The 13,827-nt window shown below is 40.2% G+C and carries 14 protein-coding genes; 7 read left to right on the top strand and 7 right to left on the bottom strand.

Annotation, left to right across the window (positions count from 1 at the left end):
• Nucleotides 1-130 precede the first annotated feature (130 nt).
• From BI198_RS01265 to BI198_RS01280, 4 genes are all read left to right on the top strand, one after another.
• Nucleotides 131-898, top strand: coding sequence for a hypothetical protein (locus BI198_RS01265; protein ID WP_070047915.1), 768 nt, complete (start codon nt 131-133; stop codon nt 896-898).
• 179 nt (nt 899-1,077) lie between these two features.
• Nucleotides 1,078-1,602, top strand: coding sequence for a hypothetical protein (locus tag BI198_RS01270; RefSeq protein WP_070047916.1), 525 nt, complete (start codon nt 1,078-1,080; stop codon nt 1,600-1,602).
• 214 nt (nt 1,603-1,816) lie between these two features.
• On the top strand, nt 1,817-2,371 hold the full coding sequence (locus BI198_RS01275; RefSeq protein ID WP_070047917.1) for a cytochrome b: 555 nt from the start codon (nt 1,817-1,819) through the stop codon (nt 2,369-2,371).
• 30 nt (nt 2,372-2,401) lie between these two features.
• Nucleotides 2,402-2,977: a YceI family protein gene (locus tag BI198_RS01280; protein ID WP_070047918.1), complete on the top strand. Its 576-nt coding sequence runs from the start codon at nt 2,402-2,404 to the stop codon at nt 2,975-2,977.
• Between the two features lie 137 nt (nt 2,978-3,114).
• On the opposite strand, the gene BI198_RS01285 is transcribed toward BI198_RS01280, so the two are convergent.
• The 5 genes from BI198_RS01285 to ccoG all read right to left on the bottom strand — a co-directional run bounded on the left by BI198_RS01285 (nt 3,115) and on the right by ccoG (nt 7,618).
• A complete protein-coding gene (locus BI198_RS01285) occupies nt 3,115-3,660 on the bottom strand; it encodes a hypothetical protein (protein WP_070047919.1) in 546 nt (181 codons plus the stop codon).
• 94 nt (nt 3,661-3,754) lie between these two features.
• Nucleotides 3,755-4,402: a thiol:disulfide interchange protein DsbA/DsbL gene (locus BI198_RS01290; RefSeq protein WP_070050540.1), complete on the bottom strand. Its 648-nt coding sequence runs from the start codon at nt 4,400-4,402 to the stop codon at nt 3,755-3,757.
• 105 nt (nt 4,403-4,507) lie between these two features.
• Nucleotides 4,508-5,140, bottom strand: a complete 633-nt coding sequence (locus BI198_RS01295; protein ID WP_070047920.1) for a thiol:disulfide interchange protein DsbA/DsbL — start codon at nt 5,138-5,140, stop codon at nt 4,508-4,510.
• Between the two features lie 47 nt (nt 5,141-5,187).
• Nucleotides 5,188-6,204, bottom strand: a complete 1,017-nt coding sequence (locus BI198_RS01300; RefSeq protein ID WP_235605192.1) for a serine/threonine protein kinase — start codon at nt 6,202-6,204, stop codon at nt 5,188-5,190.
• On the bottom strand, nt 6,191-7,618 hold the full coding sequence (gene ccoG / locus BI198_RS01305) for a cytochrome c oxidase accessory protein CcoG (protein WP_070047921.1): 1,428 nt from the start codon (nt 7,616-7,618) through the stop codon (nt 6,191-6,193). Before ccoG ends, BI198_RS01300 begins: the two co-directional genes overlap by 14 nt.
• Nucleotides 7,619-7,916: 298 nt before the next feature.
• Between ccoG and BI198_RS01310 the strand changes: the two genes are divergently transcribed.
• Together BI198_RS01310 and BI198_RS01315 are read left to right on the top strand one after the other, a co-directional pair.
• Nucleotides 7,917-8,279: a hypothetical protein gene (locus tag BI198_RS01310; protein ID WP_070047922.1), complete on the top strand. Its 363-nt coding sequence runs from the start codon at nt 7,917-7,919 to the stop codon at nt 8,277-8,279.
• 14 nt (nt 8,280-8,293) lie between these two features.
• Nucleotides 8,294-8,731, top strand: a complete 438-nt coding sequence (locus BI198_RS01315) for a DUF3010 family protein (protein WP_070047923.1) — start codon at nt 8,294-8,296, stop codon at nt 8,729-8,731.
• Between the two features lie 69 nt (nt 8,732-8,800).
• On the opposite strand, the gene BI198_RS01320 is transcribed toward BI198_RS01315, so the two are convergent.
• Together BI198_RS01320 and BI198_RS01325 are read right to left on the bottom strand one after the other, a co-directional pair.
• Nucleotides 8,801-9,565 (bottom strand): peptidylprolyl isomerase, encoded by a 765-nt coding sequence (locus BI198_RS01320; protein WP_141728821.1) that lies wholly within the window; start codon nt 9,563-9,565, stop codon nt 8,801-8,803.
• A 66-nt stretch (nt 9,566-9,631) separates the two neighbouring features.
• Nucleotides 9,632-11,608 carry a DNA topoisomerase III gene (locus tag BI198_RS01325; protein ID WP_070047924.1) on the bottom strand — a complete coding sequence of 659 codons (1,977 nt, stop codon included), beginning with the start codon at nt 11,606-11,608 and terminating at the stop codon, nt 9,632-9,634.
• A gap of 159 nt (nt 11,609-11,767) precedes the next feature.
• On the opposite strand from BI198_RS01325, the gene BI198_RS01330 reads away from it, so the two are divergent.
• On the top strand, nt 11,768-13,714 hold the full coding sequence (locus BI198_RS01330; protein WP_070047925.1) for a coiled-coil domain-containing protein: 1,947 nt from the start codon (nt 11,768-11,770) through the stop codon (nt 13,712-13,714).
• Nucleotides 13,715-13,827: the final 113 nt, after the last annotated feature.

The raw sequence follows: 13,827 nt of genomic DNA on the forward strand, positions 1-13,827 counted from the left end.
AAAACGTTCTAGCAAATAATGGCTAAAACAGCCGCTTTTACTATTCTTAGTCCACTAAGATACGCTTGTATTCTGGTAGTTGCTGTTTGGTGTGTCCTAGTCACATATGTGAAATTGAAAGGAGAACACCATGAATTTACGGAAGAAGTTGAGTCCAAAACTACTGTGGCTGTTTGTTCCGCTGTTATTAGCGGTAGGCCATGTGCAGGCGCAAGAAAAAGAAATGTTGTCTGATATGTGGGTAATGCAGCCCAAAGATGGCATGGAACAAGCCTTCGCTAAATCATTCGCAGATCATATCGCTCATCGCAAAACATTAGGTGATCCTAGAGTCTGGCAGGTATATACACCGGTACTGGGTGACGAACTAAATAGTTATTTAATTCGTAGCTGCTGCTTTGAATGGAAAGATATGGATAGCTACGACAAGTGGGTCATGGAAAAAGACCCGATGAAAGATTGGAATAGTAACGTTGATGATAAAGTGGCTCATTATAGCCACTACATGTCTATTTTAGATATGGAAAACAGTCACTGGCCAGAAGGTGTTAGTGCCAATTTTGTTGGTGTAACTTACTATAAATTTAAGCAAGGACACGGCCAAGATATTGAAAAAGCACTGAAAACGATCAGTGATGTCGCTAAAGACCAAAAATGGCCATATAGCTGGAGTTGGAGTTATCCGGTTTCTGGTGAATATGGTATGCACTTAGCTATCGCCTATGATAACTATGCCGCCATGACACCACCCGAAGTGAAGTTTAACAGCTTGATGGTTAAACACTTGGGTAGTGAGAAAAAAGCCATGCAGTTCTGGAAAGACTGGAGTGATCATTTTGAGACCACCCACTACAACATCTATCGACTCAATAAAGAAATGTCGATGACAGATAAATAGTAAACCTCGATCATAAATAAAGGCACTTTAGGGTGCCTTTTTATTGTGTGTGTGACCCGCTTATTAGTAGAAAAATGAAAGCCTATTTTGAATACATCAATAAAATTTAAACTTTAAATAGAAGAGTGCTAGGATTGAAGGCATAACGGCTAACATTGTTGGATAGTAATGAGGGACGTATGACTTCGAAGTTGAAGCGTTTGGCTATTTATTTATTACCCTTTTTGGCTGTAATCGAATTAAACGTGTTTGGTGTCGGCTTTTTAACCGAGGTAACGGGTAATACCGGTCAAACTGTTTGGATTTTATTGGCGCTTATTGTTTATTACTTAATCGTGCTACTTTGGCATAAAAGCTTAGCCAAAACACCGATCATCATATTAACGTTGTTGATATTTAGTCTAATGTTTTTGCCCGTCAGGCAAAATATTTCGGTTATTAGCTATGTCAGCAAGGATGCAGATATTTATTGGCTAGAGCGCGCTTATTTTACCGGTGAGGTATCTGTTTTTGTGGCACCAAAAAGCCTGCTATTAGCGCGAAAAAAGCTATTACAGCGAGAAGACATTGCTTACGAAGCTTTTTTACAGTTAACTGAAAAAGGTGAAGTAATATTAGTTTACGCTGATAGCGCTGCTGACAATTCAACTACCACAAAATCAGAGTACCAGCAGATAAAGGTTTTCCCCGCGACTAATCAATAACAAATGCAATAATAGCCGGCTATATTACAAACCGTTTCAAGTGTTCTGACCCCTTGAAAGCTAATACATCCTGTATTCATCTAAAATGTTGATGGTTATCACCAATATTTAGCGCTTCTTATCAATTTATATTAACTATAATAACTAATATTAGAATTATAGTATTCGTAATATGGCATCAGTAATTTGATACCAGCAATAAAAGAGAACTGACATGCAGTGGCGTAATTCTTCGAACCAATATGGATTAATAAGTGTTGTTTTGCATTGGCTGGTCGCTGCGGCGGTGTTTGCGTTGTTTGGTTTAGGTTTGTGGATGACCGATCTCAATTATTACAGTGAATGGTACCAATCTGCGCCGGCTTTACATAAAAGTATTGGCGTGACAGTTTTTAGCCTGATGCTGCTGCGAGTTTTGTGGCGGTTGTTTACGCCAACGCCGGCGGCTTTAAGCCGTCACTCTGCGCGGGTGCGCTTATTAAGTCGTTTAGGTCACGGTTTACTCTACATCATGGTTTTTGCAGTACTAGTGTCAGGTTATCTTATTTCAACTGCAGATGGACGTGGTATTAGTGTGTTTGGTTTGTTTGAAATTCCTGCGGTGCTGTCAGGGTTACCTAATCAAGCTGATGTTGCAGGATTTGTTCATTATTATGCCGCTTGGAGTTTAGTTGTTTTTGCCGGACTACACGGTTTGGCAGCGCTTAAACATCATCTATTTGATCGAGATGAAACGCTAAAACGTATGTTGGGCATTGCGCCTAAATAATTATTTATTGACTAAAGTTAAGGAAATATCATGATTAAAAAAACGCTTGCTGCATTGTTGTTAGGTTCAGTATTAAGTAGTGGAGCTGCAATAGCTGCAGATTATAAAATCGACCAAGAAGGCCAGCATGCCTTTGTTAATTTTAAAATTAGTCACTTAGGTTATAGCTGGTTATACGGCACTTTTAAAGACTTTGATGGTACTTTTAGCTATGACCAAAACCATCCTGAAGCGAGCAAAGTTAATGTCACATTGCGCACCGCCAGTGTAGATAGTAATCATGCTGAACGTGATAAGCATATTCGCAGTGCAGACTTTTTAAATTCGAGCAAGCATCCTAAGGCAACCTTTACTTCAACAAAAGTTGTCAGTACTGCTGAAGGTGCAACCGATATAACGGGCGACTTAACGCTTAACGGCGTAACTAAGAGTATTGTTATTAAAGCTGACTTTATTGGTATGGGTGATGATCCATGGGGTGGTTACCGTGCCGGATTTGCAGGCACGACCACATTAAAATTAACCGATTTTAATATTAAAACAAATTTAGGCCCTGCGTCAGAAACAGTAGAGCTAACCATATCTATTGAAGGTGTACGTCAATAATCAATATTATTGATTAATAGAAAAGCCGCTAATACTAGCGGTTTTTCTTTATTGTAAAACTCTGCTTGGCTAATGTCGCCAGTGCTAATACATGTTAAGCATGCGCTAACATTACCATTCGCTAAATTTGCATTGTCTTACTTTGTTTTATTTAGTATTAGCTCATAGGTTTTTATACCGGCTTGAGTCGATCCTTTACCGTATGTTTCATAATTAATAGCCACAGTATTATTTTCTGTAGAGTACGGACCAAATTGGCCTTTAGCGCTGTAGTCAAAGCTATGCAAAATCGTCGTTGTTATCAAAACTGGATTTACTTTTTTGACTAAAATAACCTGTAGATAATCTTCGCCAATAGCGCCGCCACCTTGATGAGCAAGCACTAAGCTTTGCTGATCGGATAGAGCAAGCTTATCCACGAAATTAACCCCTCTAAAGCTCCATGAGAATAATTGATAACTGATAAACACAAAGCTACCTATAAACACTAGATAATATTTAGCTTGAGCGAATTGCCTAGCTACACCAATAATAAAAACCAAAAACAGAAATGCGGACATTAACAAGTTATAAATGACATAGTCAGGGGAATACAGCCAAGCAAAACTGACATTAAATACGCTTAGCAGCAGCCAGATTAAAATGGGTGCGAGGATAAAAATAATATTGAATACTTTAGGCAAGGTTAAATCCTTTTAAGTTAATCCTGAGTATAAAAACTCAAAGCAAAAAGCCGCTAAACAGCGGCTTTATAAAGCTAAAACGTCTTAAGGTTAATTAGCTTTTAACTTGATCTTTTTCTAGTAAATAGTCGATTAACTGCTGCATTTCTTGTTGAAAGTTGCGGCTATCTAAAGCAGCGTTATTAATTTTATATTTACCGTTAACGATAAGCATAGGCACGCCACTTAATACTCGGCTTTTACTTAGCTCATCTTGTTCTTTTTTCATTTGTCTGGCAGCACCCATCACCGAAAAACTTTTAATCGCTTTATCGTAAGTATCGCCATCTATGCCGTGTAATAACACTAAACTACGAATATCATTTTCGTTGCTGAAAGGTATACGATTTTGATGAATTTGATTAAATATGGCTGAGGCCACTTCATCGCCTTTATCTTGGTTTTTTGCTACTAAATAAGCGCGAGCTAACATATTTTGAATTTCAGGTGAGGCGGCACGAATAAAGTCGACATGGACTTTTTTAAACTCAGTATTGTTAGGTAATTTAGCGGCAATACTTTGTGCTACCGGCTCAAAAGCATTACAGCCACCGCAATAAAATGAAAAGTATTCTTTTACTTCAGGCCGAGCTGATACTTGTTCAGCAATAACGTCGTAATGTTTACCTTGTTCAAACTTATCCGCTTGCACCGTCAAAGGTAACAAGACCGATAACAGTAAAATCGCTGCGCGTTTAATCATTACTTCCATCCTTTTTGCTTTCAATAATTTTAATTAATGCTTTTGATTATATTCAGAACTTACTTACGCAGCCTGAATGGCATAGTATTTATGCTGGGTTTAATCTTATTTTTCAAGTAAATAATTAACTAACTTAGTGAGTTCAGCTGCAAAATCGCCTTCTAAATGTTGAAAGTTAATTTTGTATTTACCATTAACAATTAACATAGGTACGCCGGATAATACGCCTTGGGCAGTATATTTGTTTTGCTGTTGCTTCATAAAGTCGGCGGCATTAATAACGGCAAAGCTATTAATGTCAGCATCATAAGCGCTGGCATCAGCACCCGCATCTATGGCTACTTGGCGAATTTGATCTGGGCTGGTGAAACTTTCTCGTTTGCCATGAATATGCTGAAAAATAGCGTCAATGACTTGGTGTTTTTTACCTTGGCGATCAGCAGCTAAAAACGCTCGAGCTAAATTGTTTTGTAACTCTGCAGGGGCTGCACGCATAAAATCAACATGCATTTTAGTAAAACTGCTACCGGCCGGTAATTGTTGCTCAAGTTGTTGTGCTATAGGTTCAAAGTTAGCGCAATGTGGGCAATAGAATGAAAAAAACTCTACCACTTCAGGTTTGGCACTGCTGTTAGGATTTGCAATCACATCGTAATGCTTGCCTTGCTCAAACTCACTGGCTAAAGCCGCGAAAGGAAGGGTTAAACTTAACAGTAATATCGTAAACAGCTTTTTCATCTGAAAATAATTCCTTAATTAGCGTTCGGCATCCAGCTTAACAAAATTTAGTACTGTGGCACTAGTGAAAGCGGCGGCTGTTGCAATAAATACAGTTGCTCTTTTAATACTAAGCATTGTTGCTCCCAGTATTTGTCTGTATTAAACCATGGAAAGTTCATTGGAAAGGCAGGATCTTGCCAACGCTTAGTTAACCAAGCCATATAATGCACCATGCGCATGGCGCGTAGCGGTTCTATTAGCCTTAACTCTGCAGGATCAAAGTCGCAATGCTGTTCATATTCTTCTAATAATAATTCTAGCGTATCGCGTTGTTGGCGTTGATCGCCCGATAGCATCATCCATAAATCTTGGATGGCTGGGCCCATGCGGCAATCATCTAAATCGACAAAAAACGGACCTTGGTCAACATAAAATAAATTACCGGCGTGGCAATCACCATGTAAACGGATTAACGATTTAGGCTTATATTGCACCTTAACTAGGTCAATAACTTGTTGTAAGGCAGTGGTAAACGAAGCTTGCAAATAGTTAGGGATAAATCCCGAGGCTAGTAAAATAGTTTGGCTGTCTAATAGCTGACTTTCTATGCTAAAGCTGGGCCGATGTTGAAATTTTGTAGCTTTGCCAACTTGATGTAATCGGCCGATAAAGCGGCCAAGCATAGCTAGGTGCTGGTCGTTATCCGTTTCTAAGCCTCTACCGCCACGGCTGGGGTAAACAGCAAAGTAGAAACCTTGATAGCTATGTAAAGATTGGCCGTGTAAAAGGAGTGGCGCCACCACGGGAACGTCTGCGTCAGCAAGTTCAAAAGCAAATAGATGCTCTTCTTCTAACTGAGCCAGACTCCAGCGTTGTGGCCGATAAAATTTAACCACAAACTTAACAGGTTTTTCAGCAGTGCCTTGGTAAGCACTAAATTGATACACCCGATTTTCATAGCTGTTAAGGGCTAATAAGCCTGAGCTAACATCGAGACCTAGGTGCTGCAAGGCATCAATAATAAGCTCGGGTTGTAAGGTGCTAAAATCAAAAGTCGCCATGGCAGAATTAATGTCCGACATAAAAGGTCGATTTATTAATCAATTTAACGCCAGTATCATCCATTTGCTGCACTTTTATTTTAAACTCAATTTTGTTTTGTTCTACGCTATAGGGGTCAATAGCTAAGCTAATGGGAACACTACGCGTTTCGCCGCCATTTAGCCTTACTTGATCTAAACCAATCCAGTTAAACTTAACGTCACTATCTAGGCTTAATGCAAAGTCGACGGCTTGCTGGGATTTATTAGAAATAATCACTGTAAAAGTATTTTCGATTAAGCCTTCGTTGGTTTCACGAAATAATGCGCCACGGTCACGAATAATATTTAACTCCATGGGCACGCGGCTATATAAGGTATAAGCAAAAGCGCTGGTAACTATAGCTAGCACTAACATATAGCCCAGTAGTTTTGGTCGCATCACTTTAGTTTTTTTACCGGCTAAGCTGTGTTCAGTCGTGTAACTGATTAAGCCACGTGGGTAGCCCATTTTATCCATAGTATCGTCACAAGCATCGACACAGGCACCGCAGTTAATGCATTCATATTGCAAGCCGTTACGAATATCGATGCCGGTAGGGCAAACATGGACACATAAGTTACAGTCGATACAGTCGCCTAAGCCTTTTTCTTTATAATCTTTATCTTTGCGGGCACGCGGACCGCGATTTTCGCCTCTTTTTTCATCATAACTCACGGTAAAAGTATCTTTATCAAACATGGCGGATTGAAAGCGGGCATACGGGCAAATGTGGGTACACATAATTTCCCGCATCCAACCGGCATTGCCATATGTACAAAAAGTAAAAAGAAAGACAAAAAACACCGCCCAAAAGCCGGCTTGAAAGGTAAAAAACTGTTTAAATAACGGCCATACTGGCGTGAAATAACCGACAAAAATTAAGGCCGTGAGTAACGAGAAACCCAGCCAACAAGCATGGGTTAGGGCTTTTTTGGCAAATTTTGACCAAGTCCACGGCTCACGATCTAACATAATCCGCTGGTTGCGAGTGCCTTGAATTTTTTCTTCAAACCAAATAAAGATAAAGGTCCATACGGTTTGTGGGCATAAATACCCACACCAGACCCGACCATAAAGGGCGGTAATAAAAAACAGTGCATAAGCAGAAATAATAAAAATCCACGCCAAAATAGTAAAGTCTTGTGGCCATAAGGTGAGCGAAAACAATGTAAATTTCTGTTCACCAATATCCAGCAGAATAGCCTGATGGCCTTGGTATTGGATCCACGGCAATATCATAAACGCGGCCATCGAAAGAAAGCCGATATAACGGCGAATGGCTTGGTGTATTCCTGTTACCGCCCGAACATAAATACGATTTCTCGCACTATAAGGTGTGGCTTTAGCAGGATCAGGTTTATGGATCTCAACATGGGCGGGAATGTTTTTAACATCTATTCTTTGCTGATCCACGGTTTTTCCTTATTACTGCTTACTGTATCTGTTAGCTAGTATACCATTATGTACAGGAAAATATTTTGATCTAACCTAGCAAAAATAGCGTTGAACGCGTTAATTCACTAGTTTAGGCTATCATTTAAAACGGTTTTTACTTGCGAGTAACGATACAAACCACGGTGCATGTCGGATAACTATTCGTTACAATAGCGAGAGCCGTTATAATGGCCGCTAATTAACATCGCACGAGTCATAATAATGACGACGGGCATTAGCCAACTAACAATAATAATAAAGCTAATTTGGGCCGACTATGAAAAAATTTTTCTGGATCATTGTTATTTTTTTACTGGTGTTAACCTTTTCGGATCATGATGTTATCCGGCCACATAAAGAAAAATTATATGGTTTATTCATGGATGAAATGGCAGATGCAGGCGACAACAAGCAGGCAGCCTTACGCCAAGTGAAGAAGGAATTGATGGCTGCTGCAGAGCAATGGGGCGAAGGTCAACGAAAGCAATTAGAAAAAGCGACGGCAAGTATTGAAGCGCTGCTGAAGTTTCAACAAGACTATTGTATTAGCGGAGATTTTAATCCAATTCTGTTTGGTGAGCCGTTAAAACAAAGCTGTAATATTATTAGTAATCATCAGCATACTTTAACTAAACCTTAATTGAGGGAATTTTCATGCGCGTATGCGGAATAGAAATAAAAGCCAATGAAGCCATTATATGTCTTATGGTTTTAAAAGACGGTTTATTTGAGCTACCAGAATGTCGCCAAACGCGCTTTACCCTGAGTAAAGATGCCGATAGTGAACAGATGCAGCATTTTCAATTTACTTTCGCTAAGTTTATTCAAGACTATAAAATTGAACAATTAGTGATAAAAGAGCGGCCACAAAAAGGCAAGTTTGCCGGTGGTGCTGTAGGCTTTAAAATTGAAGCTGCATTACAGCTGATAAAAGACTGCCGTTGCAGCTTAATGTCAGCTTCTGAATTAAAAGAACTGCTTAAACGTAATCCGCTACAAATTGACTTTAAAGCCACCGGTTTAAAAATCTTTCAAGAAACAGCTTTTTCAACCGCTTATGCTTTTAGCTTAAACTCGCTACGTAAAATATAAAGTTAAAGGTCCGGTTTTAGCGTGTTCAATTGCTAAAACCGGACCTTTATTTAATTTCAGTTATACGCCTTATTTCATACCCCAGCGACGAATAGCCAGAAGCATTAAAGCAAATATAGAGATTAAACCAGTGCTACCTGAGTTGATAACGGCAGGATTATTGTTGCTTGATGCGGTAGTTGGCACTTTTGTCACATTAGCGTCAGTATTTGGGCTAGCATCAACCACAGTAATACTTTCTATGGTAATAAAATTACTCGCTACTAAAGGCTTATTGTTATCGCGATCCGCAGTAGTATAGTTTTGTAACGGTAAGTCTTGCGTGGCAGGAAAATCAAACCGAGCTAGTGCCGCCATGGCATCAATCACTTCCATACCCTGGGCATTAACTTGGCCAAACACCGTAAAACCACTATTCTGCTTATCTAAATTAGCGGCATTATTGTTTAGATTAATAAACCATTGATTAGTCGCGCTATTAGGCTGCCCTCCAAGCTTTGCCATGGCAATAGTGCCACGTACATTTGACCATTTAGGCTCATTAACAATAGCTGCATTAGTGGTAGTGGCTTTTAAGGGTAGTTGCTGTTCAAATTTAAAACCACCACCTTGAATGACAAAGCCAGGTACTGAACGATGAATTACCGTATTGTTAAAGCGCTCGGCATTAGTATAGGTAAGAAAGTTTTCTACGGTTACCGGCGTGCTTTGATCAAATAAGTTGATTTCAAAGCTGCCTAAATTGGTTTTAACTTCGACAATAGTTGCTTGCACCGCGCTACAACCTAGTATTAAAGCAGCTGCAGTTACAGCTTTGAACATGTTGTTAATCATATGGCCTCCATTTTAAATGCACGCAGCATAAAACAGACACCTCGCTATTCGCTACTGAAATAACACTTAATTACGTTTTGTATCTATTTTAGCTACTGACGGCTTTCGCACATAAGGTTTTCTTTTACCACTACTGGCTTTCTTCTTTGACCAGCCTTGGTTAGTTCCTTGCGGTAATTTCATGGTTTTAATCGTATTAGCGTCAGCAATTAGCTGCTGTAGCTCATCACATAAGGGCTGCATAAAGGCTTGATAACTGCTTTGTTTTTGGCTGATATTATTTAAGCTGGCTTCCCACAGTGCAGTCATATCGGGCAGTGTCGCTTTAAGAGGTAGGGCATTAATCAGTGCCGTACCGGTTTCAGTAGCAAGGATGAGTTTTCCTTGGCGCTGAATAAACTGGCGTTTAAATAACAACTCAATAATACTGGCGCGAGTAGCTTCAGTGCCTAAGCCGTCAGTGTCGCGTAATATTTTCCGAATGTCTTTATCTTGCACATAGCGGCTAATGCCGGTCATAGCCGCTAATAAGCTGGCATCGGTAAAATGTTGAGCGGGCTGGGTATTTTTTTCTAATACTGTTGCATCAATGCACTTTAAGGCTTGGCCTAACGTTAGCTTTGGTAGTTGACTAATTTGGTGCTCGTCACTGTTTGCCTGCTTGATCTCATTAGTTGCAGCTTGGCGAAATAGCTGCTTCCAACCTGCGGCTTGCTCTACTTTAGCCGTGGCGCGAAATATACCGGTTAATATTGTTACTTCAACACGGGTTTCAGCATAGCAATAAGCTGGATAAAACTGGGCTAAATATTGCACTGCTATTAATAAATATAAGCGTTGTTCTGTCAAGCTAAGCTTGGTTAATATTTGCCGTTTCGCAGTGGGGATAATCGCGTGATGGGCAGACACTTTACTGTCATTCCAGGCTTTACTACGCAGGCTAGTATTGGCATTGGCAACCGATTCGGTTAAGTCTTGGCTATTGGCTGCAATGCTTTGACACAAAGCGGCAGCATCATTAAATTGTGCTTGCGGTAAATAACGGCAATCTGAACGCGGATAGGTAATCAGTTTATGTCGTTCATATAATTGTTGGCAGGCATCCAAGGTTTGCTGGGCACTGATACCATAACGTTTGGCGGCATCAATTTGCAACGCAGATAAGTTATAGGGCAGTGGCGGAGCAAGCTTTTTATCTTTTTGTTCCAGCTTGCTAACGATAGCGGCTTGGTTAACAATTTTATTCTTAACCTGTTCTGCTAACGCTTTTACTAGCACTCTGCCCTCCTCATCTTGGTAAGGTAAGCAAGCCTCGCTTGGCTGCCATAGGGCAGTAAATTGTTCATTAGCCTGAGTGCTAAGGCTAGCAAGTACCTGATAAAACGGTTTACTGATAAAGTTCGCAATTTCTTCGTCACGCCGAACCACTAAACCCAATAAGGGCGTTTGTACTCTACCGACTGATAATACTCCGTTATAACCTGATTTTTGCCCCTGCAAGGTATAAGCTCGAGTCATATTTAAGCCGTATAACCAATCAGCACGGCTGCGGGCTAAGGCCGAGGTTGATAGTGGCACAAAGTCTTTATTGGCTTTTAACTGCGATAATGACTTTTTAACCGCATCCGGATTTAAGTCGTTAATTAGCAAGCGTTGAGCTGTCTCTAACTTAGCGCCTTTAACGCCACAGTAGGCCAACATTTGATCAACTAAAAGCTGACCTTCGCGGTCAGGATCGCCGGCATGAATGATTTTATCGGCTTGTTTTATCAGTTTTTTTAATATCTGAAACTGTTTTGCAGCAGATGATTTAACTTTAAGTTGCCAGTCTGTCGGAATAATAGGCAAATGTGCAGCCTGCCAGCGTTTATAATCGGGGTTATATTGTTCAGGAGCGGCTTGCTCTAATAAATGGCCAATACACCAACTAACAACATCGCCATTAGCAAGTCGGATAAAACCGTTATCTTTATGTTGAGGTTTAGGCAGCACTGCTGCAATAGCTTTACCTAAACTGGGTTTTTCTGCAATATATAAGATCATAGCGCCGCCAACTGTATGTATATACAGCAATGTAGCCTTAATTAGCTCTATTTGCAAAATATTTGTAATAAAATTTGGCTTTTAGCTAAAAGCGCATAGAATAATAAAACGTAGTTATTTTTGATGTTAATTCAAAGTTGTCAGGCGGATACTTAAATTATGGCGCAATATAATGATATTAAGAAAATCTGTGATGATCTGCAAAAGACAGGTCAGCCAGTCTCACTAGATTATTTATTGACTCAAATCACCGGCGCGCAAGCCAGTGTGGTGGTACATTATCAAAAGTGGCGCAACGAACAAGCTCATAAAGCCCCTGAAACAGCTGATACTGCTTTTAGCTCAGACTTTATTACTGCCTTTCAACAAGAAGCTGCCCAATTTGCTAAACAGCACACCGACCGTTTAAATTTACAATTAGAACAAGCTATTCAAGCTGAAGTTAATGCCGCAGAACAAAATCAGCAGTTACAAAATGAATTATTTGATATTCAGCAGCGCAAAGAACAATTAGAGGCCAGCGTAACTGAACAGCAGCAAAAGCTAGCCACCCAAACCGAAAAATATGCTGCTTTATCTGAGCAGCGTGATCAGGCTAATGAGAAAATAAAGCAGTTAACAGAGCAAGCTGCTACCGCAGAGCAAGCATTAGCCTCCGAGCAACAACAGCTACTGCAAATACAACAACAACTGGCTGACGCGACAGCAATACAGCAGCAACTTACCGATAATATTAGTCAGCTTACGTCTGCATCAGCTGAGCAACAAGAGCAAGCCGAGCAACAACAACAAAAGCAAGCCGGTATTATTGCTGAGCTACAAAGCAGCTTAGAAGCACAAGAAGAATTAATTACTGAAGCGCAACAACAAGCTGAGCAAAGCCAGCAGCAATTAACAGCGCAGCAACGAGATAGCCATGAAGTACAGCAGCAACTTAAGCATGCATTACAGCATAGCGAGCAGCAACAGCTAGATTTACAAAGTAAACTTGCTCATTCTGAACAAGAATTAGAGCAAGCAGAGCTAGCGTTAAAAACGGCTGAAGATGGCAAAGCCGATATTGAGAAGTTACAACAACAAGCTAAAGACAACGCGGTTAAATTACAGCAACAAGATAATGAAATAATCGAACTCAATGGCATGTTAACTGAGTTTGAAAGTCGCTTACAAATTGCCACTAAAACCGAAACTCAAGCGCTAGCTCAAAGCCGTCGCTTACAGCAGCAGTTAGAACAGTTACAGCAAGGTGGTGCGGGTTCAAGCGCTACAGATACGGATAATGAGCTAGTAGAAAAATACCAACAACTGCAGGCGCATTTTCAACAGCTGCAGGATAATTTAGCCGCACAAGAACAAGAAAAATCACAACTGGTTGCCCAGCATGAACAAGTAATAGCCCAACTTTCTGCAAGAGAATCTGCGAACAGTACGTCAAACGACAACAACGAGCAGTTAAGTGCATTACAACAAGAGTTAAGCCAAGCACAAAGTGCATTAAAAGAATTTGAAGCAGATAAAATTGCCTTAGAGGCTGAGCACGATGTCGCCTTAGCTAAGATAGAGGCCAGTAGTTCGCAAGACCACGCGTCGACTGCTGACATTGAAAAAGCTCAGCAACAAATTAATCATTATGTAAACCAAATTTCGACTTTAAATGCTGAACATGATGATGCAAAAAAAGAAACTAAAGAACTACGAGCGACCATTGCTACATTACAGCAGCAATTAGACAAGTTAGTTCAAGCACAACAAGCACCAGATAATGGTCCTGCCGATATGCAGGAAATGCTAAATCAGCTTAAAGCCAGTAATGCGATGTTAAAACAGCAAAATGAAATGACGGCTAACCATCAAGTTGAACAGCGGGAAACTATTCGTCAATTGCGCGAAGAATTACAACAGCATCGTGATAAAACCCAAGATATGCAATTAGATCATGATCGCATGTTAAAGCAAAAAACTCAGTTAGAGCAGCAAGTAGGCTTTGTTAAAGATAATGCTGCCGCGACTATTGAGCGGTTAACTCGTTATCGTGAGCAAGCCCAAGAGAAAATTGAAAAACTAGAGAAAAAACTTAGCGAAAGCAAAGTGTCCGATCCGCTTTAAACATTAAGGTTTACGGCAGAGAAACTAAGCTGCTACGACCTTTTGTGCATAACCTGATTAAGTAATAACTGTTATCATATTAACTAAGCAGTATTTCTTAATCAGGAGCCACG

It is taken from the genome of Rheinheimera salexigens (assembly GCF_001752395.1).
Lineage (GTDB): Bacteria > Pseudomonadota > Gammaproteobacteria > Enterobacterales > Alteromonadaceae > Alishewanella > Alishewanella salexigens.

What these genes read in the sequence shown, in the direction of transcription:
- BI198_RS01270 (WP_070047916.1), top strand. Translation starts at nt 1,078, where the DNA reads ATGACTTCGAAGTTGAAGCGTTTGGCTATTTATTTATTACCCTTTTTG.
- BI198_RS01325 (WP_070047924.1), bottom strand. Translation starts at nt 11,608, where the DNA reads ATGATCTTATATATTGCAGAAAAACCCAGTTTAGGTAAAGCTATTGCA.
- BI198_RS01315 (WP_070047923.1), top strand. Translation starts at nt 8,294, where the DNA reads ATGCGCGTATGCGGAATAGAAATAAAAGCCAATGAAGCCATTATATGT.
- BI198_RS01300 (WP_235605192.1), bottom strand. Translation starts at nt 6,204, where the DNA reads ATGTCGGACATTAATTCTGCCATGGCGACTTTTGATTTTAGCACCTTA.
- BI198_RS01265 (WP_070047915.1), top strand. Translation starts at nt 131, where the DNA reads ATGAATTTACGGAAGAAGTTGAGTCCAAAACTACTGTGGCTGTTTGTT.
- BI198_RS01310 (WP_070047922.1), top strand. Translation starts at nt 7,917, where the DNA reads ATGAAAAAATTTTTCTGGATCATTGTTATTTTTTTACTGGTGTTAACC.
- BI198_RS01280 (WP_070047918.1), top strand. Translation starts at nt 2,402, where the DNA reads ATGATTAAAAAAACGCTTGCTGCATTGTTGTTAGGTTCAGTATTAAGT.
- BI198_RS01330 (WP_070047925.1), top strand. Translation starts at nt 11,768, where the DNA reads ATGGCGCAATATAATGATATTAAGAAAATCTGTGATGATCTGCAAAAG.
- BI198_RS01320 (WP_141728821.1), bottom strand. Translation starts at nt 9,565, where the DNA reads ATGATTAACAACATGTTCAAAGCTGTAACTGCAGCTGCTTTAATACTA.
- BI198_RS01290 (WP_070050540.1), bottom strand. Translation starts at nt 4,402, where the DNA reads ATGATTAAACGCGCAGCGATTTTACTGTTATCGGTCTTGTTACCTTTG.
- BI198_RS01275 (WP_070047917.1), top strand. Translation starts at nt 1,817, where the DNA reads ATGCAGTGGCGTAATTCTTCGAACCAATATGGATTAATAAGTGTTGTT.
- BI198_RS01295 (WP_070047920.1), bottom strand. Translation starts at nt 5,140, where the DNA reads ATGAAAAAGCTGTTTACGATATTACTGTTAAGTTTAACCCTTCCTTTC.